The following is a 21,547-nucleotide window of genomic DNA, read 5'->3' as shown; positions in this document are numbered from 1 at the left end:
CTTGTCCCACCTCTTGTCCCACTACAGCCTCACTTACCTGCCCAACTTTGGCGAATTGTGTCCATTATGCATGATGCACAACGGGATCTGGTACACTTGCGGCCTGCACGTTTTTAAAAGAGTTGTTAATACGATGAACATTGGCCTTTTTTATGGCTCCAGCACTTGTTACACCGAAATGGCTGCCGAAAAAATTCGTGACATCATTGGCCCCGAACTGGTGACACTGCACAATCTTAAAGATGATGCTCCAGCCATGATGGAACAGTACGATGTGTTGATTCTCGGCATTCCGACCTGGGATTTCGGCGAGTTACAGGAAGACTGGGAAGCCGTCTGGGATCAACTGGATAATCTGAATCTCGAGGGCAAACCGGTAGCGCTTTACGGCATGGGCGACCAACTCGGCTATGGCGAATGGTTCCTTGATGCGCTCGGCATGCTGCACGATAAACTCGCCCCACGAGGCGCTCAGTTTATTGGTTACTGGCCAACAGAAGGTTATGAATTTACTAGCCCGAAACCTGTCATTGCTGATGGGCAGTTGTTCGTTGGTCTGGCGCTTGATGAAACTAATCAGTACGACTTAAGCGAAGAGCGAATCCAGAACTGGTGTGAGCAAATTCTCGCAGAAATGGCCGAGAAATTTGCCTGACAGCCGCTTAAACTTCCCCACTCCCGCTTGCCTGTTGTTGCTGCATCAGGCGGCGTAAATCTCGCCATTCGCCAATATCCATACTGTCGGCAGACAGCCATAGATGTTGGCAGCGTTTACGTCCAAGACGGCGTAAACGCAGCATCATGCCACTGCGTAAGACCCAAGGCGCACCGACAATCTCCCACTCCTGGTTTTGCCACCGCAGGTGGTAATCGGTCAGAAGTTTCATTTCGCCCTGGCAAGCATGAATACGGCGCTGGCTGCGCACGCTGTCAAAGACCACCAACGAAAGCAGCAGCATCCAAATTAGCGTGTAGCTCATCGGCCACGGCATTAAAAGCACAAACAGTGCAATCATCCCGTGGACCAAAAGAGATATCCATTGCGCACGCCAGGAGACGCGAAGATCAGATTGCCACAGGACCACGTTCTTTATTCCGTGTCTGAATCAGTGTCACCATCCGCTGCAGCTCTGTATCTGCCGGTTTGCCATGATTCATTAACCAGTTAAACAGGTCAGGATCATCGCTTTCCAGCAAGCGGACAAACAACTGCTTATCCTCAGTGCTTAACGAGTCATATTCATATTCGAAGAATGGCATAATCGAAATATCAAGCTCACGCATTCCCCGACGGCACGCCCAATGAATTCGGGCTTTATTATTGATATCCATGTGCTCTTTCCTGATTCTCTGACAAAGAAGGTACAAATCTTAGTGTAACGTGTTTTCTTTGCACGCATTAAATGAATGTTACCGTTTGCGCGCTTTATCGTGAGAAATTTTTATTGTGTGTTGCAGTTACATTAACCTTGCGAGAAATCCCGTAAGTGCACAATTCACCTACTATCCAAAATAATTCGAGTTACAGTAAGGCGGCAAATGAGCGAATCCCCAGGAGCTTACTAAAGTAAGTGACTGGGGTGAGTGAATGCAGACAACGCAACTGTAACTTGAAGTATGACGGATAGATCAAACTGCTTGCATTGGCAAATGACTCTTTTACCATTGAGCCAATTCATAGGCTCAAAACCCAGGAACATCACTATGGCTTTCAATCCATTTCCTCCTCGTCAGCCAACGGCTGCAGCCCGTCTGCCGCTGACACTCATGACGCTTGATGATTGGGCACTGGCAAGCGTAACGGGTAAAGATGCAGAAACTTACCTGCAAGGTCAGGTCACGGCTGATGTTGCACAACTGGCGGCAAACCAACACACGCTTTGCGCGCATTGTGACGCCAAAGGGAAAATGTGGAGCAACCTGCGTCTGTTCCATCGCGGTGAAGGTTACGCGTTGATTGAACGACGTAATCTGCGTGACGCACAGCTTATCGAACTCAAAAAGTATGCTGTGTTTTCCAAAGTGACCATCACGCCTGATGATGAAAGTGTGCTTCTGGGTCTTGCAGGTTTCCAGGCTCGTGCGGCTCTCGCCAATGTTTTCACGACATTGCCGGATGCGGAAAACCCTGTGGTTCAGGAAGGCGTGACGACACTGTTGTGGTTTAACCTGCCCGCAGAGCGCTTCATGCTGGTTACCGATGAAGCCACTGCTCAGACACTGGCGGAAAAATTACGGGGCGAAGCGCAGCGTAATGACAGCCAACAATGGCTGGCTTTAGAGATTGAAGCGGGTATTCCCGTCATCGAACCGGTGAACAGTGCACAGTTTATTCCGCAGGCGACAAACCTTCAGGCTCTGGGCGGCATCAGCTTCAAAAAAGGCTGTTATACCGGTCAGGAAATGGTGGCACGCGCGAAGTTCCGTGGCGCGAATAAGCGTGCTCTGTGGTTCCTTGCAGGGAAAGCCAGCCGCTTACCGGAAGCAGGTGAGGATCTGGAACTGAAAATGGGTGACAACTGGCGTCGTACCGGCACCGTGCTCGCCGCCAGCCAACTCGATGATGGCCGCGTCTTAGTACAAGTCGTGATGAACAACGATTTGGAAGCCGACAGCGTGTTACGCGTGCGCGATGATAACGGCAGCCATCTTGTTATTGAGCGGTTGCCTTATTCGTTAGAAGACGAGCAGTAATCATTAACCGTCGCTCCCGACTCTGGGGGCGACCGGCTTTCATCAGTGGATATACAGATATATCGCGAGGAAGTGGCAAACGCTGCCGCCCAACACAAAGCCATGCCAGATTGCGTGGTTGTAAGGAATGCGTTTGCAGACGTAGAAAATAACACCTAACGAGTAAATGATACCTCCAGCGGCCAATAACGTTACGCTGCCCGGCGCGAGTTTCATCACCATCTGGTAAATCACCACCAGTGAAAGCCAGCCCATCAGCAGATAAGTCACTAACGACAAAACTTTAAAGCGATGTGCGATCGTCAGCTTAAAGAGAACACCGGCCAGCGCCAGCCCCCAAATAACAATCATCAGCCCACGCGCCAGAGGTGAATTCAGCCCAACGAGTAAAAATGGCGTGTACGTCCCGGCTATCAATAAATAAATGGCGCAGTGGTCAAACTTCTTTAGCCACCGTTTAGCACGTTGATGGGGAATAGCGTGATACAGCGTTGAGGCGAGAAACAGCAAAATCATACTGCCGCCATACAGGCTATAACTGGTTATCGCGGTCGCACTTGCATTAGATTCAACGGCTTGTACCAGTAACAAAACTAGCCCGACAATCCCAAAAACCAATCCGATACCGTGACTAATACTGTTGGCGACTTCCTCCGCCAGTGAATATCCTTTAGTGATCAATGGTTTGTCAGCCATATAGCTACTCCAGGTAAAACTATAGATGGAAAATTCATCGCATCTAGCATAACTGAGAACGATTCCAGCGAACACATGTACGCTAAAATAAATCTGTCGGTTGTTTACTCAGGCCAGGTTCATGGATGGCTGAGTTGCCCCAAATTATGGCAACATGTCGCCAGCCCCTTTAAAGACTCAGGAAGAAGTAGATGTTTACTCATGCGGCAGTTGCTAATCTCAACGGACTAGAAATGATGGTCTACAACTTTGTCATTAAAAATCGTGACAAAGTGATGTATATGACTATCCGCGAGTTAGCCGATGCAGCGGGTGTGTCCACCACCACCGTACTGCGTTTCTGCCGCAAGTTAAATTGTGAAGGTTACTCTGAGTTTCGCGTGCGCTTTAAATTATATCTTGAGCAAAATGATGAACAACTGGTTAATTTTGGCCCCAGCGAAATTATTAGTTTTTTTAAAAGTACGAACAACGAAGAGTTTGATAATTTAATTGACCAGGCCGTTGATATTATTTGTTCTTCCGAACGTATTATATTTGTCGGTGCAGGAACATCAGGTGCATTAGCAAAATATGGTGCACGTTTCTTTTCGAATGTGGGGAAATTCAGTAACCATATTGATGACCCTTATTTCCCGGTCACTAATGATATGGCGAAAAATGCACTGGCTATTGTCCTTTCAGTTTCTGGTGAAACCGAAGAGATCCTGCGCTTTGCCAGCCAGTTCAGCTTGCATAACTGCAAGGTGCTCTCTATCACCAGCCACGAAAACTCAGCGCTGGCTAAGCTTGCCGATTTTAATATCTCCTGGCACATTCCCCTCACCCGCGTTGGGGGTGTTTATGACATCACCACGCAAATCCCTGTTATTTATATTTTAGAAACCATCGGCCGTAAATTGGCTAAGAAAATGGCATAAAAAAACAGCCTGTTTTTTCTATGTAACAAATCACATTAACGGTGATTTGTTATATCGTGACAATTAAATCTCATTTGTTAGACTCCAGAGCAGAGATTATTAACTTAACGCTAAAGTGTGATGTATCCCACATTATATTCGGCGCTAACCGTGAGATTAACAAATATGAAGAAACTGACCTTACCAAAAGACTTTTTATGGGGCGGCGCTGTAGCTGCGCATCAGGTAGAAGGTGGCTGGAACAAAGAAGGTAAAGGCCCAAGTATTTGTGATGTGCTGACCGGTGGCGCACATGGTGTGCCGCGTGAAATCACTCAAGAAGTCGTCCCTGGAAAATATTATCCCAACCATGAAGCCATCGATTTCCATGGCCATTACAAAGAAGACATCGCGCTGTTTGCCGAGATGGGCTTCAAATGCTTCCGTACCTCCATTGCCTGGACGCGTATTTTCCCAAAAGGCGATGAGCTGCAACCGAATGAAGAAGGGCTGAAGTTCTACGACGATATGTTCGATGAGTTACTGAAATACAACATCGAGCCGGTCATCACCCTCTCCCACTTTGAAATGCCACATTATCTGGTGACCGAATACGGCGGCTGGATCAACCGTAAAGTGGTTGATTTCTTTGTACGCTTTGCCGAAGTGGTGTTTGAACGGTACAAGAGCAAAGTGAAGTACTGGATGACCTTTAACGAGATCAACAATCAGCGTAACTGGCGTGCGCCGCTGTTCGGTTATTGCTGCTCCGGCGTAGTTTATACCGAGCACGATAATCCAGAAGAGGTGATGTACCAGGTTCTGCACCATCAGTTCGTCGCCAGCGCGATGGCGGTGAAGATTGGTCATCGCATCAATCCTGAAATGCAAATCGGCTGCATGCTGGCGATGGTGCCGCTGTATCCGTACTCCTGCAAACCAGAAGACCAAATGTATGCGCAAGAATCTATGCGCGAACGTTATGTGTTTACCGATGTACAGTTGCGTGGTTACTACCCGTCATACGTATTAAACGAGTGGGAGCGCCGCGAGTTCAACATCAAAATGGAAGCCGGTGACGAGCAAATTCTGCGTGAAGGCGTGTGCGATTACCTCGGATTCAGCTATTACATGACCAACGCCGTGAAAGCGGACGGTGGGAGCGGCGACGCATTATCTGGCTTCCAGGGCAGCGTGCCAAATCCGCACGTTAAGGCATCCGATTGGGGCTGGCAAATTGATCCGGTAGGCCTGCGTTACGCGCTGTGCGAGTTGTACGAACGCTACCAAAAACCGCTGTTTATCGTCGAAAACGGTTTTGGTGCCTACGACAAAGTAGAAGAAGACGGCTCAATCAATGACGACTACCGCATTGATTACCTGAAAGCTCACGTTGCCGAGATGATGAAAGCGGTCACTTACGATGGCGTGGATCTGATGGGCTACACCCCGTGGGGCTGCATCGATTGTGTCTCGTTCACCACTGGCCAGTACAGCAAACGCTACGGCTTTATCTATGTGAACAAGCATGATGACGGCACCGGCGATATGTCTCGCTCACGTAAGAAGAGCTTCAACTGGTACAAAGAAGTGATAGCCAGCAACGGCGAAAATATCTGATTAATCATTATGATAATAAACCCCGCTTGCGGGGTTTATTATTTTCATGTCGGTAACGCGAAACGGAAACAGGCCCCGGTTTCTGGTCTTTCTACCAGCGAAATATCACTGCCGTGTAACTGCAACATCTGGCGCACAATCATTAGCCCTAACCCCCCGACTCTCACATGGGACTGGTTAACAATCGAAGGGCGCACAAACAATCCCTCTTTAAGTTCCTGTGGGATCCCAGGCCCGCTATCGCTTATTTGCACCATCACTTTTTCGCTCTCTTTCCACAGCCGAACTGCAACAGTCCCCTGCTCCGGCGTATGACGAATCGCGTTATCCAGCAGGTTGGTCAGCACTCGTTCAATCATCCCTAAATCTGCATCAATCAAGGGCAAGCCCGGCTGGATATCGGCCACTAATTGCAACTTCCGCGTTTGCGTCATCAGTTCGAATTTCTGGAAGACATCCTGCAATAATTCGCCGAGGCAGAAATGTTCTTTCTGCGGCTTCACTACGCCGTATTCGAGGCGAGCTAACTCAAACAGAGATTGAGCAAGCGTGCGCACTTTCTGGCTCTGCGCTAACGCGATTTCCAGATAGCGTTTTTTCTCCGCGTCAGAAAGCGTCGATGACATCACGGATAAGCTTTCCAGGTAGCCATGCAGCGAGGTTAACGGCGTGCGTAAGTCATGGGAGATATTGGCAATAAACTCGCGGCGAAGTTGATCCTGTTGTGAAAGCCGGTGCCACTGTTCCGAAATCCGTCGCGCCATCATGATCACCCCCTGGCGCAACAGGCTGATTTCATCATGGCTCTGCACTTTTTCCAGCGGCAGCGCAGCCATCGCCTGCATTTCAGCCATCCCGCCGGTTTCCAGCGCATTAACCTGCCGCGAGAGCGAACGCAGTGGCCGGGTAATCCAACGAAATGCCAGGCCACCGACAATTAATCCCAGTAGCGTAATCAGGATAATAGAAAGCAAAACCACCTTAGAAATCGCATTAAACTGGGCGTCACTGGCCAGCGCATTGTAATTTTCACCCAGCAAAACGATGTACAGATAACCTTTGATTTGGCCGTTTTGCCGCATCGGGGCCACGCTAAATACTTTTTTCCCATCAAGGCTTCGAGGATCGTCACCGTAGATCGGATACTGGCGTTCATTTAGCGCAGCCTGGATAGGTGCCAAATCGACACGATGACGTTTGATATGGTCAGGCGGTGCAGCATCACCAATGATATTGCCTTTATCATCAAGTAGATAAACCTCAACGCTTGGGTTTACCGTCATCAGATGATCAAACAAGTTACGCACAGATTCATTGTTCAGGCCGTCTTGTCCAAGCAGCGGGTAGCTCTGGTCGATGTGTTCAGCAAGAGAGCCCGAAAGCTGTTGAATAACCGCCTGGCTGTACTGGGTGCTGGTGCGAATTTGCAACCACCCCAGCAGGGAGCAAGAAGTGATGAGCAGCAACGCAAAAACCAGAGTCAGGCGCTGTGATAGAGAGAGTTTTCGCATGGTTTACCCGTTTCGCGGTGCGATGAATTTATACCCTTTTCCCCACACCGTAAGAATGAATTCAGGCTCTGCGGGGTTGTCTTCAATCTTGATGCGTAACCGGTTGATGTGGGTATTAACCGTGTGTTCGTAACCTTCATGTTGATATCCCCAAACCTGGTTAAGCAGGTTGAGGCGGGAAAACACCTTGCCCGGGTTTTTAGCAAAGAACCACAGCAGGTCAAACTCGCGAGGCGTCAGTTCAACAGGCTGTTGTCTGAGGCGTACATCGCGGGCCAGAGGGTCGATAGTCAACCTTTCAAACGTGAGGGTTCCTGCATCCTGCAACAGGTTCTGGCTCATCGCCTCCTGGCGACGGAAAAGTGCTTTGACGCGTGCCACCAACTCCAGCATTGAGAAGGGTTTCGCCAGGTAATCATCGGCTCCCAGTTCCAGTCCCAAAACCCTATGTGTTTCACTCGAGCGGGCGCTGATCATCACGATCGGCGTGTAACGCGTCATCGTGCGGGCATGGCGGCAGATTTCCAGGCCATCGACGCCTGGCAGCATAAGATCCAGTATCAGCGCATCCCAACCGCCCTGCTTGAGCAGTTCGAGTCCCAGAGAGCCATCAGCCGCATGAACAATTTCATAGCCTTCTTCTCGCAAATGCAGCTGCAAGAGTTCCGCAATATTTTCGTCATCCTCAACAATTAATAACTTTTTGGGCTTCATCACTTCGCCTTTTATCCACCAGTTACTGGAAGTCTATACAACATTCGTCGGTCGAGTTATCACATTTAATTTAACTTTTCGTGAGGCTTTGGAGAACAGATTTAGCGCACACTCATTTCATCGCAATAACGGATATAAAACGATGGATACGCCAACGTTTCAGATTAAACCCGTCACAATCCATCCATTGTGGCTGAGGATTTGCCACTGGTTGAATGCCTTCGCCATACTCATCATGGTGGCCAGCGGGTGGCGGATTTATAACGCATCACCCTTATTTAATTTCAGTTTCCCAAATGAGCTAACGCTCGGTGGTTGGCTGGGCGGTGCGTTGCAGTGGCATTTTGCCGGGATGTGGCTGTTTGGTATTAACGGCGTGCTTTACCTGCTGATTAATATTTTTAGTGGCCGCTTGAAACGCAAATTTTGGCCTCTGTCGCCGCGAGAGTTGATCAATGATTTTATCGCCGCGCTGCGGGGGAAACTGGCTCATAACGATCTCAGTCATTACAACACGGTACAGAAATTGGCGTATCTGTTTGTCATGATCGACGGGATCATTCTGGTTTGCTCAGGCCTTGTGGTATGGAAATCAGTGCAGTTTCCGCTGTTACGGGAAATATTCGGCGGGTATGACATGGCGCGCTTCATTCATTTTTATGCCATGTCCGGGATGGTCGGATTTGTTGTCGTTCATCTCATTATGGTGGCGCTGGTTCCTCGAACTTTACTCGCCATGCTGCGTGGGCGATAAGGGAAAAACATGAACAATAAAAATAAGATTTTTTCTGATGCCGATAAAAACGCGATCATTCAGGATGCGACTGGGCAAATTAATAAACAGTTATCATCTGAAGGACGCCGTCGTTTTTTAAAACAAGGTTTAACGCTCGGCGGGTTAATAATGCTAACGGGCTGTGATATTAGCAGCAATGAATCGGTAGAAAATACCTTAAGTCGGATATCACGATTTAATGACCGAATTCAGGGCTGGTTATTTAATGCCAACGACCTGGCACCGGTTTATCCCGAAAGCATGATGACGCGCCCGTTTCCTTTTAATGCTTTTTATAGTGAGGATGAAGCACCCAATATAAAAGGTGACGATTATCGTTTGGAGGTTGCGGGACTAGTATCAGATAAACGCCCATGGACACTGGCGCAACTTCACCAAATGGCCCAGGTCAGCCAAGTGACACGCCATATCTGCGTGGAAGGTTGGAGCGCCATTGGCAAATGGGGCGGCGTACCGTTTTCCCTTTTTCTAAAAGCGATCGGTGCCGATTTGAATGCCCGTTACGTTAGCTTCAAATGTGCTGATGATTACTACACCAGTATTGATATGGCGACCGCGCTACATCCACAAACCATTATTGCGCTGACTTACGACGGTCAAATATTGCCACGTAAATATGGTTTCCCGATGAAGTTAAGAATGCCAACCAAATTGGGTTATAAAAATCCAAAGCATATTTTAGTTATCGAAGTCACGAACCGCTATCCCGGAGGTTATTGGGAGGATCAGGGGTATAACTGGTTTGGCGGAAGTTAGTAACATGGTTTTACCATCTGTAGTTTATTAAACGACGAGGAAATAAAAAATGAAAAAACTCTACACTGCTCTGATGTGCTCGGCTTTATTCTTTGGTGCCGCAGGAGCAAATGCTGCCGATAATATGGCGAAAGACAATATGGCTAAAGATAACATGGGAAAAATGTCCCATGACTGTTCTAAAGACAGCATGAAAAAAGACTGTATGGCTAAAGATGAAATGAAGAAAGATTCAATGTCTAAGGATCATATGTCTAAAGACGGCATGGCGAAGGACCATATGTCCAAAGATAAAATGTCCAAAGACAGTATGGCTAAAGACGAGATGGGTAAAAAATAACAGTCGCGCCTGACACCAGGATAATGGCCGTTCGTCTGCACTTTCAGGCGAACGACCTTTTTTATTTACCGCCCGCCAAATCGAGAAAACTCCCCGTCACATACGAGGCTTTATCGCTAAGTAGCCAGACGATGGCCTGCGCGACTTCCTCAGGCTGACCACCACGCTTCATTGGTAACAGGTCTTTTACGCGATCGACTCGCCCCGCTTCCCCACCAGATGCATGCATGTCGGTGTAAATAAAGCCTGGACGCACGCCATTGACGCGAATGCCCTGCGCTGCCACTTCCACAGAAAGCCCGGTTGTCAGCGTATCCACCGCTCCTTTTGACGCGGCATAATCCACATATTCACCTGGTGAACCTAAGCGTGCTGCCGCCGATGAAACGTTAACAATCGCCCCGCCTTTCCCGCCGTGGCGAAACGCCATACGTTTTACCGCTTCACGACAACAGAGAAAGTAACCCGTAACGTTAGTGGCCATGACACGATTAATACGTTCAGCCGTGAGTTCTTCGATGGTGGATTGTTGGAACAGGATCCCGGCGTTGTTGACCAGCGCGGTAATCGGGCCGAAAGCGTTGTCAATTTCCACGAACATCGCCATCACTTGCAGTTCATCAGCAATATCCGCTTTGATGGCTATCGCCTCTCCACCGGCTCCCCGAATGGCATTCACCACTTCGTCGGCCGCTGGTTTATCGCGTTGATAGTTTACAACCACTTTGTAACCCGTCTGCGCCAGCAATAATGAGGTTGCTTTACCAATTCCACGGCTTCCGCCGGTTACCAGAACCACGCCCATCTCAACCTCCTGATTAACAGATAAAAAAAGGGCACCGAAGTGCCCTTAGGAAGATATCACGCCAATCTCAATTACTGATATTCGCTCATCGGCACGCAAGAACAGAACAGATTACGGTCGCCGAATACATCGTCAAGGCGCTTCACGGTCGGCCAGTATTTGTTGCCATGGCCTGTCGGGAATACTGCCAGTTCGCGAGTGTATGGATGCCCCCAATCAGCCACGATTTCGTCCTGTGTGTGCGGTGCGTTAACCAGCGGGTTATCTTCCAGCGGCCATTCACCACGTGCAACACGGTCGATTTCAGTGCGGATAGTCAGCATCGCATCGATAAAACGATCCAGTTCCAGTTTGCTTTCGGATTCGGTTGGTTCAACCATCAACGTACCCGCTACCGGGAACGACATGGTTGGCGCATGGAAACCAAAGTCAATCAGTCGTTTAGCAATATCCAACTCGCTAATACCGGTTTCTTCTTTCAGTGGGCGAATGTCGAGAATACATTCGTGAGCCACGTGCCCACTACGGCCAGTATAGAGAATCGGGAAAGCCGACTTCAGGCGCGTTGCAATATAGTTAGCATTCAGGATAGCCACCTGACTTGCCTTCTTCAGCCCCTGCGCGCCCATCATGCGGATGTACATCCAGCTGATTGGCAGAATGGAAGCACTACCAAACGGTGCCGCAGAAACCGCGCCCTGTTGAGTCAACATCTCTTCAATCTGCACCACACTGTGACCTGGCACGAACGGAGCCAGGTGCGCTTTCACGCCGATCGGTCCCATACCTGGGCCGCCACCGCCGTGTGGAATGCAGAAGGTTTTATGCAGGTTAAGGTGCGAAACATCCGCGCCGATGTAGCCTGGAGAGGTGATCCCTACCTGAGCGTTCATGTTCGCGCCATCCAGGTAAACCTGGCCGCCGAACTGATGAACGATCTGGCAGACTTCGCGGATCGTCTCTTCATACACACCGTGAGTTGACGGATACGTCACCATGATGCAGGACAGTGCATCACCCGCTTGCTCAGCTTTTGCACGCAGATCGTGCAGATCAATGTTGCCTTGTTTATCACAGGCCACGACCACGACTTCCATGCCAGCCATTTGAGCGGACGCAGGGTTAGTACCGTGTGCGGAGCTTGGGATCAGACAAAGATTACGGCCACCTTCGTTGCGGCTTTCGTGGTAACGACGAATCGCCAGCAGACCCGCATATTCACCTTGCGCGCCAGAGTTTGGCTGCATGCAAAGTGCATCGTAACCCGTCAGTTTCACCAGCCAGTCAGAAAGCTGGGAGATCATCTGATGATAACCTTCCGCCTGATTTGCCGGGCAGAACGGATGCAGCTCAGCAAATTCCGGCCAGGTGATAGGAATCATTTCAGCCGCAGCGTTTAACTTCATGGTGCAAGAACCCAGCGGGATCATCGCCTGGTTCAGCGCCAGATCTTTGCGCTCAAGTGAGTGCATGTAGCGCATCATTTCAGTTTCGCTGTGGTAGCGATTAAATACCGGATGCGTCAGGAATTCGTCTTCACGCAGCATCGCTTTTGGGATCGACAGGCTATCGCCCGCCACGTTTTGGTCGAGCTTATCAATGTCCAGACCGTGGTTGTCACCCAGCAGCACGCTAAACAGCGCCTGCACATCTTCGCGCGTGGTCGCTTCATCCAGCGTGATACCAACCGCGTTCAGGATGTCGCTGCGCAAGTTGATTTCGTTCGCTTCAGCACGTGCCAGTACAGCAGCTTTATCGGTTACTTCAACACACAGGGTGTCGAACCAATGTTTGTGACGCAGCACCAAACCTTTTTGTTGCAAGCCAGCGGCCAGAACATCGGTCAAACGATGAATGCGCCCTGCAATGCGTTTCAGGCCAGCCGGGCCGTGGAATACCGCATACAGGCTGGCAATGTTTGCCAGCAGAACCTGGGAAGTACAAATGTTGGAGTTCGCTTTTTCGCGGCGGATATGTTGCTCGCGAGTTTGCATCGCCATGCGCAGCGCAGTACGCCCGGCAGCATCGCGTGATACACCGATAATACGGCCAGGCATGGAGCGTTTGAATTCATCACGTGCGGCAAAGAATGCAGCATGTGGGCCACCGTAACCCATTGGCACGCCAAAACGCTGTGCGGAACCAAATACGATGTCAGCACCTTGTTTGCCAGGTGCAGTTAACAGAACCAGCGTCATTAAGTCAGCGGCAACACTCACGATGACTTTACGTTGTTTCAGTTCGGTAATCAGAGCGCTGTAGTCATGAACGTCGCCGGTGGTGCCAACTTGTTGTAGCAGCACACCAAACACATCCTGATGATCCAGCACTTTCGCGGCGTCATCGACAATCACATCAAAGCCGAAGGTTTCAGCACGCGTGCGGACAACATCCAGCGTTTGCGGATGTACGTCGGCTGCAACAAAGAAACGGTTAGCGTTTTTCAGTTTGCTGACACGCTTTGCCATTGCCATGGCTTCTGCGGCAGCGGTTGCTTCGTCCAGCAAAGAAGCCGATGCGATATCCAGCCCCGTCAAATCCAGCGTCACTTGTTGGAAGTTGAGCAGCGCTTCAAGACGGCCTTGTGATACTTCTGGCTGATACGGCGTGTATGCCGTGTACCAACCTGGATTTTCCAGCATGTTACGCAGAATAACCGGCGGAGTTTGTACCGCGGTGTAACCCATGCCGATGTACGTTTTAAAACGCTTATTACGGCTGGCAATGGTCTTTAATTCAGCCAGGGCCGCGAATTCGGTAGCAGCCTCACCCACCTGTGGTGGCTCAGCAAGCTGGATATCAGCAGGAACGATAGAGGCTATCAATTCATTCAACGAACGAGCGCCCACTGTTTCCAGCATTTCATGTTGCTGTTGTGCGTTCGGTCCAATGTGACGGTCGACAAACGCTTCGTGATTTTCAAGCTGACGTAAAGACTGGGTCATGAGCGATGATTCCTGAGGTGTTTTCCCCTTCTCCCTTGAAGGGAGAGGGCCGGGGTAAGGGGGGATTCGCTAATTTTTCCCTCACCCTAACCCTCTCCCAAGGGGAGAGGGGACTGATTTGGTGTCGGTTATTAATCTTCTAACAGCGCTTCATATGCCGCAGCATCCAGCAAGCCGTCCAGTTCAGACTCGTCGCTTGCTTTGATTTTGAAGATCCAACCTGCGGTGTACGGCTCGCTGTTGATCAACTCTGGCGTATCGCTCAGTTCGTTGTTTACAGCGATGATTTCGCCGCTGATCGGTGCATAAATGTCAGATGCCGCTTTTACAGATTCAGCCACGGCGCAATCATCGCCAGTGCTTACTGTTGCGCCAACGTCTGGCAGGTCAACAAACACCATGTCACCCAGCAACTCTTGTGCGTGCTCGGTAATACCTACGGTGTAAGAGCCATCAGCTTCTTTACGCAGCCATTCGTGTTCTTTGCTGTATTTCAATTCGTTCGGCACATTGCTCATTGTTGTTCTCCTGATTTCGAAATTCACTGCGCGACAGCTTTACCGCCGCGAACAAAAATAGGTTTAGTGACTTTTACCGGCACTTCCCGATTACGGATTTGCACAATGGCGGTTTCGCCAATACCCGCTGGAACGCGAGCCAAAGCAATGCTGTAACCCAATGTCGGTGAGAAAGTCCCGCTGGTGATTACGCCTTCCTGAACGTTGCCTGATGCATCGGTAAAACGCACTGGCAGCTCATTACGTAATACGCCTTTTTCCGTCATGATCAAACCAACGAGCTGGTCGGTTCCTTTCTCACGCTGGAACTCCAGAGCTTCGCGACCGATGAAATCACGATCTTCTGGCTGCCAGGCGATGGTCCAACCCATATTCGCGGCCAGAGGAGAAATGCTCTCATCCATTTCCTGGCTATACAGGTTCATACCTGATTCCAGACGTAACGTGTCGCGCGCACCAAGACCGCAAGGTTGCACACCAATCTCGAAAAGATGCGCCCAAAACTCGGCAGCTTTTTCATTCGGCATGGCAATCTCGTAACCGGCTTCACCGGTGTAACCGGTAGTCGCAATAAACAGATCGCCTGCCTGAACACCAAAGAATGGCTTCATGCCAGCGACTGCAGTGCGTTGTTCTTCTGTGAAGAGCTGCGCGGCTTTTGCCTTAGCATTTGGCCCTTGAACGGCAATCAGCGAAAGGTCATCACGCACGGTGACAGAAACTGAATACGGTTCGGCATGCTGAATAATCCAGGCCAGGTCTTTCTCACGCGTGGCGGAGTTCACCACCAGGCGGAAATAGTCTTCAGTCTGGAAATAGATAATCAGGTCATCGATAACACCGCCGGAAGCGTTGAGCATTGCGGTGTAGAGGGCTTTACCCGGTTGGGTCAGTTTGGCAACGTCGTTTGCCACTAAATAACGGAGGAATTCGCGGGTACGGCTGCCTTTAAGATCAACGATGGTCATATGTGAAACATCAAACATACCGGCATCGTTGCGCACAGCATGGTGTTCATCAATCTGCGACCCATAGTGCAATGGCATCATCCAGCCATGGAAATCCACCATTCGCGCACCGCAGAGATTGTGCTGTTCAAACAAAGGAGTCTTTTGAGTCATTTTTTCCTCTTTAGCCATCCGGTGAAAAGCGCTATTCGCTTTTCCGTTCGTCAGACGAAACCCAACATCGCCACCGATCACGATAGCGACGCAAACGTTACCTTTTGTCTGAACTTACCATTGAATGGGGGACTTAACCATAAGGCGAAAACGGCCATAGCATTAGCTTATGACTAAAATCAGGAGCGAATGATGCAGAGTATTCGACTACAAAAATGCGATTAACTACACATAAACAAGAAGTGTTTAAGCCAGAATTTAGCGTTAGCTAACATTTACGACCATTTCAGAAACAAATTCACTACATTAGAAAAATCGTGGGATGAGAAAAAGTAATCCGAGATAGTGGGTAAGATTAGAATTTTTCAAATGAGGAGAGCGTTTCCCTTTTCTGTATGCGAAAAGGGAAATGTGACGCGGTTATCAGAATAAATCAGCGCAACCAATTAGGCAGGTCATGCAACCCCATCGCCTGACGCACTAACTGCGGTTTTACACCAGGAAGGGTATCTGCCAGCTTTAGACCGATATCACGCAGCAGTTTTTTCGCGGGATTGTTTCCGGCAAACAGGTCGCGGAATCCCTGCATGCTGGCGAGCATCATTGCCGCACTGTGTTTACGGCTACGCTCGTAGCGGCGCAGGTACAAATGCTGGCCAATGTCTTTACCCTGACGATGTAAACGACGGACTTCATCAATCAGTTCAGCGGCGTCCATAAAGCCCAGATTCACGCCCTGCCCGGCCAACGGATGAATGGTGTGGGCTGCATCGCCAACCAGAGCCAGTCGATGTGCTGCAAAACTACGTGCATAGCGGCCCGTCAGCGGGAACGTCTGGCGTTCACTTTCTACGCTGCACAAACCCAGGCGCAGATCGAATGCGACAGACAACGCCTGATTAAATTCTTCAGAACTCACCTGTTGCATACGCTCGGCTTCCAGCGGGGGAAGCGACCAGACTATCGAGCATAAATGCGGGTCGCTTAACGGCAAGAAAGCCAAGATACCGTCGCCATGGAAAACCTGACGGGCAACCGCCTGGTGAGGTTCAGCAGTACGAATGTTGGCCACCAGCGCATGGTGGCGATAATCCCAAAACGTCAGCGGGATATCAGCCTGATTGCGCAGCCACGAATTCGCGCCATCAGCCCCGACAACCAAACGCGCAGTCAGCATTGCGCCATCTTTAAGCGTAATAAACGCTTCGTTTTCACCCCAGGCCACTTGTTGCAATTCAACCGGTGCCATCAGCGTGACATCACTGCACTGCTCAGCACGTTGCCACAACGCATGATGAATCACTGCATTTTCTACAATGTGGCCAAGGTGGCTGAAGCCAAAGGATTTATCATCAAATGCTATATGCCCGAAGCTGTCCTGATCCCACACTTCCATGCCGTGATAGCAACTCGCGCGGCTGGCGGTGATTTTCGGCCAGGCGCCCAGGTGAGTCAGCAATTTTTCGCTAGCGGCATTGATGGCCGAGACTCGCAATGCTGGCTCCGATTCAGGTGCCAACGGTTGTGGCAGATGGTTCTCCAGTACCGCGACACGCAAACCACTCCCTTGCAGGCCACAGGCAACCGCCAGACCGACCATACCACCACCCACAATCGCCACATCAACGCTTTGCAAATTGACTCTCCTGTAAACCTTTCTGACGCATAATTTAACGCGCAACCCAACCCAGCGTGCGCTGTGCCAGCACATCACGTGCCGGAGTAAAATGTTCCATCGCCATCAGTCCCAGGTTACGCCCCACCACCAGCGGAGCCCAACGGTTAGCGAACAACTGAACTAACCCATCTGTCACACCAATGGTCGCGATTTTATCTTCGCTACGGCGCTGCTGATAGTTGGCTAAAACCGCATAGCTGCCAATGTCCTGAGATAAATCGTGTGCCGCGGCCAAATTTTCAGCAAGCGACATCACATCGCGTAAACCCAGGTTAAAACCCTGCCCTGCAATCGGGTGAAGGGTTTGCGCAGCATTACCCACCAACGCAACACGGTGTGATACCGACTGCGAAGATGTGGTGAGCGCTAATGGATAGTGATGACGAACACCGGCAAACGTGATTCGCCCGAGTCGCCAGCCAAACGCATGCTGCAATTCATTGCAGAACCGCTCATCGTCCCACTGGGCGATATCAGCCTGTGCGTCTTGCGGATGGCACCACACTAACGAACAACGCCCATCAGACATTGGCAACATCGCCAGCGGGCCGTGTTCGGTAAAGCGCTCAAACGCCCGTCCATTGTGGGGTTGCGAAGTAGCAACGTTGGCGATAATCGCAATCTGCCGGTAATCCTGTTGTTGCCAGGTGATGCCACACTGCGTGGCAAGTGACGATCGGGAACCATCTGCCGCCACCAGCAATTTGCCTTCAAGCAGTTTACCGTTATCAAGCTGAACGCTGACTTTATCGGTTTCACGGGTAAAAGAAGCGACTCGCTGCGGGCAATGCAATGTCACGCCAGGTGTTTTGCGCAGCAGGGCAAATAAACGCAACCCCACATCGTGCAATTCCACTACCTGCCCCAATGCCGGGATCTGATAATCACTGGCATCCAGCGTAACAAACCCGGCATGGCCGCGATCGCTGACATGAACGGAGGTAATCCCGGTCGCGCAATCTTTAATTGCAGGCCACACACCAATACGGGTTAATTGCTGGCAAGTGCCCTGGGCAATAGCGATGGCGCGGGCATCAAAACCAGGATGGGCTGCAGATTCAGGGGCTGACGCTTCAATTAAATGAACTGGCAACTTACCGTGGGTCAAATGGGAAATCGCCAGCGCAAGCGTTGCCCCAGCCATCCCGCCGCCAACAATAATCACGCTCATGACTGACGCGCCGCCGCCATTAATGCTTCGATATCGTCTGCCGATTTCACGACGCTGGCGGTCAGGTTTTCATTCCCGTTTGCAGTGATGACAATATCGTCTTCAATACGAATCCCGATACCACGATACTCGGCAGGAACATCCGCATCAGGCGCGATGTACAAACCGGGTTCAACCGTGATCACCATGCCAGGCTCAAGTACGCGCGAACGCTCCGGGCCGTAACCGCCAACATCATGGACATCCAACCCCAGCCAGTGACTCAGGCCGTGCATAAAGAACGGACGATGAGCATTTTCCGCAATCAGCTTATCGACTTCGCCGTTGAGAATGCCGAGCTTCACCAGACCTGTAACCATAATGCGTACCACTTGCGCGGTGACTTCCTGCATCGACGTGCCAGGGCGATAAAGTTGCAAGGCGGTTTCCAGGGATTCGAGCACAATGTCGTAAATCGCTCGCTGCGGCGCGCTAAATTTGCCACTCACCGGGAAAGTGCGCGTGATATCACCGGCATAACCGTTGTATTCGCAACCGGCGTCAATCAACACCAAATCACCGACGCGCATTTGGCTCTCGTTTTCGGTGTAATGCAAAATACAGCCGTTTTCGCCGCTGCCTACGATGGTGTTGTAAGAGGGGAATCTCGCTCCATGGCGGTTAAATTCATGGAGAATTTCGCCTTCGAGCTGATATTCAAACATCCCGGGACGGCATTTTTCCATCGCGCGGGTATGTGCCAGTGCGCTGATCTCGCCTGCACGACGCAGCGCCAGGATCTCTTCTTCCGATTTAAACAGGCGCTGTTCGTGTACCGTTGGTCGCCAGTCAGTCAGTGTTGCGGGTGCGCTAAGGTTCTGGCGCGAACCACGACGGAGTTTATCAAGAGCGGAAAAAACGAGGGTGTCGGCATAAGCGTATTCACCCTGCGCGTGATACACCACATCCAACCCGTTCAGTAACTGAGGCAGTTGTTCACCGATTTCAGAGAACGCCAACGCACGATCTACGCTCAGTTTTTCAGGTGCTGCTTCCTGACCAAGACGGCGGCCGAACCAGATTTCAGCAGTTTTATCGCGCAGACGGTTAAACAAAACGCTGTGATTGTGCGTTTCATCGCTTTTAATCAATACCAGTACCGCTTCTGGCTCGTTAAAACCCGTGAAGTACCAGAAATCGCTGTTCTGGCGATACGGGTATTCGCTGTCTGCACTGCGTGTTACCTCGGGAGCAGCGAAGATGAGCGCGGCGCTTGCCGGAGCCATTTTGGCCAACAACGCCTGGCGGCGCCGGAGAAATTCGTGCTGAGTCATCACACCTCCTGAAGTTTTTATTGTTAGTGTAGAGTTGGTTTCTGCACTTCGACCGCCGTCGGGACAGGACGAGTAAAGGTGTCATGGCACAGCAGTGCTGCAACACGCACGTACTCAATGATCTCTTCGAGCGACATTTCCAGCTCTTCTTGATCTTCGTCTTCGTCGTAGCCCAACTGCGCGATGTTACGCAAATCGTCGATCGCTTCGCCGGTTTCGCCAGTGACTTTATCAAGCTTAGATTGGGTCACGCCCAGACCTAGCAAGAAGTGGTTAACCCAACCCGCCAACGCGTCTGCACGGTCAAACACCGATACATCGTCGCCATCTGGCAGATAAAGCTGGAACAGAAAACCGTCATCTTCCAGCGCGTCGCCCGTTGCACCGTGCATCTGGCGCAGGGTATCTGCAAGATTTTGACCAAAGGCCAAGCCTTCGTTTGTCAGGTCATGAAGCAGTGGTTGCCAACTGGTGTCTTTGTTGCCACCGCACAGCATTCCACTGATTAAGCCGTGCATTTCTGAGGCCGTCAGACCTACACCTTGTTGGAGCAATAATTGGCCGACTAAGTCGTAGTCAGGCATTGTGTTCTGTATAGACATGCGCATTCGCCATCGTTGGCAGGGATAGTTCATGGTATGCTACCACCAGGGACCTCGAGGCACCAGAAAAGGGCTTGTATCTTCATTACGGGGTAGCTATAGTGACGCCCCTTTCGTTACCAGGCACGGTTAACGAAGGCAGGCGAGTTAACAGCAGGAAGGTGGCATGTCTGCACAACCAGTCGATATCCAAATTTTCGGTCGTTCATTGCGCGTGAATTGTCCGCCTGAACAACAGGATGCACTGAATCTTGCGGCTCAGGAGCTTGATCAGCGGTTGCAAGATTTAAAAGTTCGCACTAGAGTCACAAATACTGAGCAGCTAGTTTTCATCGCAGCACTGAACATTTGCTATGAGCTGGCTCAGGAAAAATCGAAAACCCGTGACTACGCTTCCAATATGGAAGAGCGTATTCGGATGTTACAGCAGACCATCGAACAAGCATTGCTTGAGCAAGGTCGCATAACTGAAAGACAGGGTCCAAATTTTGAATAACACTTCACAGTTACCTATGGTAGAGTGACTTTGAAGACCAAATTTCTCTGAGATGTTTGCATGCGGGCCAGTCCCCTGAGCCGATATTTCATACCACAAGAATGTGGTGCTCCAGATTCTGTGAGCATGCTCGGTCCGTCCGAGAAGCCTGATGATTCTGACGCTGCATTCACCTTGAACCAAGGGTTCAAGGGTTACAGCCTGCGGCGGCATCTCGGAGATTCCCTCTTTCTACCAATCAGTCATCCTTATGACAAAAATTCAGTTAATTCCATCACTTCGTCAAGAAATTCGACACCATATTCGGCAACGTCGCCGAGCGCTCACCCCAACTGAACAACAACACTTTGCCCATCTTGCAGCCGAACGAATGCTGGCTTATCAGCCCGTAGCCGACGCAAGCACGGTCGCTCTGTTTTTGTCTTTTGATGGCGAACTGGATACCACGCCGCTCATTCGTGCGTTGTGGCGAGCCGACAAAACCGTGTATCTCCCCGTGCTTCATCCGTTCAGTAAAGGTAATTTGCTGTTTCTACGGTATGCGGAAAACAGCCATTTAGTGATGAATCGTCTAAAAATCCTTGAGCCGAAGCTTGATGTCCGTGACGTGTTGCCACTGGATAAACTGGATGTGCTTATCACACCGTTAGTGGCGTTCGATGAGCAAGGGCAAAGGTTAGGAATGGGTGGCGGTTTCTACGACAGAACTTTGCAGAATTGGCAGAAGCATGGGATCTGGCCGGTTGGGCTGGCGCATGATTGCCAGCACGTTCCTGCATTACCCGCTGAAGAGTGGGATATCCCCTTGCCTGCTGTGGTCACGCCGTCGCGGCTTTGGGAGTGGTAATCCCCTTCTCCCAAGCCAGGGAGAA

The 21,547-nt window shown here is 50.5% G+C and carries 22 protein-coding genes and 1 other RNA gene; 10 read left to right on the top strand and 13 right to left on the bottom strand.

Annotated features, from left to right (window positions below):
• Positions 1-133: 133 nt before the first annotated feature.
• Entirely contained in the window at positions 134-655 is a 522-nt protein-coding gene (fldB, locus tag OH773_RS03680; protein WP_183270557.1) for a flavodoxin FldB, read from the top strand.
• A gap of 7 nt (positions 656-662) precedes the next feature.
• Here fldB and OH773_RS03675 read toward each other — a convergent pair whose 3' ends face one another.
• Complete coding sequence (locus OH773_RS03675; RefSeq protein WP_270143122.1) at positions 663-1,085, bottom strand: protein YgfX; 423 nt, start codon at positions 1,083-1,085, stop codon at positions 663-665.
• On the bottom strand, positions 1,066-1,332 hold the full coding sequence (gene sdhE, locus OH773_RS03670) for an FAD assembly factor SdhE (RefSeq protein WP_064513590.1): 267 nt from the start codon (positions 1,330-1,332) through the stop codon (positions 1,066-1,068). The genes OH773_RS03675 and sdhE overlap by 20 nt, the downstream gene beginning before the upstream one ends.
• Positions 1,333-1,704: 372 nt before the next feature.
• Here sdhE and ygfZ point away from each other — a divergent pair, with 372 nt between their 5' ends.
• Entirely contained in the window at positions 1,705-2,694 is a 990-nt protein-coding gene (ygfZ, locus tag OH773_RS03665; RefSeq protein ID WP_270143118.1) for a tRNA-modifying protein YgfZ, read from the top strand.
• A gap of 42 nt (positions 2,695-2,736) precedes the next feature.
• On the opposite strand, the gene trhA is transcribed toward ygfZ, so the two are convergent.
• Positions 2,737-3,390, bottom strand: a complete 654-nt coding sequence (gene trhA, locus OH773_RS03660) for a PAQR family membrane homeostasis protein TrhA (RefSeq protein ID WP_270143116.1) — start codon at positions 3,388-3,390, stop codon at positions 2,737-2,739.
• Positions 3,391-3,581: 191 nt separating this feature from the next.
• Between trhA and OH773_RS03655 the strand changes: the two genes are divergently transcribed.
• Together OH773_RS03655 and OH773_RS03650 are read left to right on the top strand one after the other, a co-directional pair.
• Positions 3,582-4,310: a MurR/RpiR family transcriptional regulator gene (locus tag OH773_RS03655; protein ID WP_183270561.1), complete on the top strand. Its 729-nt coding sequence runs from the start codon at positions 3,582-3,584 to the stop codon at positions 4,308-4,310.
• A gap of 165 nt (positions 4,311-4,475) precedes the next feature.
• Entirely contained in the window at positions 4,476-5,909 is a 1,434-nt protein-coding gene (locus tag OH773_RS03650; RefSeq protein ID WP_270143113.1) for a 6-phospho-beta-glucosidase, read from the top strand.
• Between the two features lie 44 nt (positions 5,910-5,953).
• Here the strand turns inward: OH773_RS03650 and OH773_RS03645 are convergent, their stop codons facing one another.
• Positions 5,954-7,420 carry a sensor histidine kinase gene (locus OH773_RS03645; protein ID WP_270143111.1) on the bottom strand — a complete coding sequence of 489 codons (1,467 nt, stop codon included), beginning with the start codon at positions 7,418-7,420 and terminating at the stop codon, positions 5,954-5,956.
• Between the two features lie 3 nt (positions 7,421-7,423).
• On the bottom strand, positions 7,424-8,134 hold the full coding sequence (locus tag OH773_RS03640) for a response regulator transcription factor (RefSeq protein WP_442865645.1): 711 nt from the start codon (positions 8,132-8,134) through the stop codon (positions 7,424-7,426).
• 142 nt (positions 8,135-8,276) lie between these two features.
• Between OH773_RS03640 and OH773_RS03635 the strand changes: the two genes are divergently transcribed.
• The 3 genes from OH773_RS03635 to OH773_RS03625 are packed head-to-tail and all read left to right on the top strand — an operon-like array spanning position 8,277 to position 10,026.
• Positions 8,277-8,888, top strand: a complete 612-nt coding sequence (locus OH773_RS03635) for a cytochrome b/b6 domain-containing protein (protein ID WP_270143106.1) — start codon at positions 8,277-8,279, stop codon at positions 8,886-8,888.
• A gap of 9 nt (positions 8,889-8,897) precedes the next feature.
• Positions 8,898-9,686 (top strand): molybdopterin-dependent oxidoreductase, encoded by a 789-nt coding sequence (locus tag OH773_RS03630; protein WP_270143104.1) that lies wholly within the window; start codon positions 8,898-8,900, stop codon positions 9,684-9,686.
• Between the two features lie 49 nt (positions 9,687-9,735).
• A complete protein-coding gene (locus OH773_RS03625) occupies positions 9,736-10,026 on the top strand; it encodes a pentapeptide MXKDX repeat protein (protein WP_270143102.1) in 291 nt (96 codons plus the stop codon).
• Positions 10,027-10,087: 61 nt separating this feature from the next.
• Here OH773_RS03625 and OH773_RS03620 read toward each other — a convergent pair whose 3' ends face one another.
• From OH773_RS03620 to OH773_RS03585, 8 genes are all read right to left on the bottom strand, one after another.
• Entirely contained in the window at positions 10,088-10,831 is a 744-nt protein-coding gene (locus tag OH773_RS03620; protein ID WP_270143100.1) for an SDR family oxidoreductase, read from the bottom strand.
• 71 nt (positions 10,832-10,902) lie between these two features.
• Entirely contained in the window at positions 10,903-13,776 is a 2,874-nt protein-coding gene (gene gcvP, locus OH773_RS03615) for an aminomethyl-transferring glycine dehydrogenase (protein WP_270143098.1), read from the bottom strand.
• 131 nt (positions 13,777-13,907) lie between these two features.
• Positions 13,908-14,294 (bottom strand): glycine cleavage system protein GcvH, encoded by a 387-nt coding sequence (gene gcvH, locus OH773_RS03610; RefSeq protein ID WP_183270571.1) that lies wholly within the window; start codon positions 14,292-14,294, stop codon positions 13,908-13,910.
• A gap of 23 nt (positions 14,295-14,317) precedes the next feature.
• Positions 14,318-15,415 carry a glycine cleavage system aminomethyltransferase GcvT gene (gene gcvT, locus OH773_RS03605; RefSeq protein ID WP_270143096.1) on the bottom strand — a complete coding sequence of 366 codons (1,098 nt, stop codon included), beginning with the start codon at positions 15,413-15,415 and terminating at the stop codon, positions 14,318-14,320.
• Positions 15,416-15,848: 433 nt separating this feature from the next.
• Positions 15,849-17,051: an FAD-dependent 2-octaprenylphenol hydroxylase gene (ubiI, locus tag OH773_RS03600; protein WP_270143094.1), complete on the bottom strand. Its 1,203-nt coding sequence runs from the start codon at positions 17,049-17,051 to the stop codon at positions 15,849-15,851.
• A 34-nt stretch (positions 17,052-17,085) separates the two neighbouring features.
• The gene (gene ubiH / locus OH773_RS03595; protein WP_270143092.1) at positions 17,086-18,264 is read right to left on the bottom strand and encodes a 2-octaprenyl-6-methoxyphenyl hydroxylase; all 1,179 of its coding nucleotides are present in this window, start codon (positions 18,262-18,264) and stop codon (positions 17,086-17,088) included.
• Complete coding sequence (pepP, locus tag OH773_RS03590; RefSeq protein ID WP_270143090.1) at positions 18,261-19,577, bottom strand: Xaa-Pro aminopeptidase; 1,317 nt, start codon at positions 19,575-19,577, stop codon at positions 18,261-18,263. Before pepP ends, ubiH begins: the two co-directional genes overlap by 4 nt.
• Positions 19,578-19,600: 23 nt before the next feature.
• Positions 19,601-20,179 carry a YecA/YgfB family protein gene (locus tag OH773_RS03585; RefSeq protein ID WP_270143088.1) on the bottom strand — a complete coding sequence of 193 codons (579 nt, stop codon included), beginning with the start codon at positions 20,177-20,179 and terminating at the stop codon, positions 19,601-19,603.
• Between the two features lie 166 nt (positions 20,180-20,345).
• Between OH773_RS03585 and zapA the strand changes: the two genes are divergently transcribed.
• From zapA to OH773_RS03570, 3 genes are all read left to right on the top strand, one after another.
• Entirely contained in the window at positions 20,346-20,675 is a 330-nt protein-coding gene (gene zapA / locus OH773_RS03580; RefSeq protein ID WP_034498319.1) for a cell division protein ZapA, read from the top strand.
• A 41-nt stretch (positions 20,676-20,716) separates the two neighbouring features.
• Positions 20,717-20,900, top strand: a non-coding RNA gene (gene ssrS / locus OH773_RS03575) — 6S RNA.
• Between the two features lie 25 nt (positions 20,901-20,925).
• Positions 20,926-21,522: a 5-formyltetrahydrofolate cyclo-ligase gene (locus OH773_RS03570; protein WP_270143085.1), complete on the top strand. Its 597-nt coding sequence runs from the start codon at positions 20,926-20,928 to the stop codon at positions 21,520-21,522.
• The last annotated feature ends 25 nt before the right edge of the window (positions 21,523-21,547 follow it).

It is taken from the genome of Buttiauxella sp. WJP83 (assembly GCF_027594725.1).
GTDB lineage: Bacteria > Pseudomonadota > Gammaproteobacteria > Enterobacterales > Enterobacteriaceae > Buttiauxella > Buttiauxella selenatireducens.
This window is presented reverse-complemented; position numbering and strand designations above follow the sequence as displayed.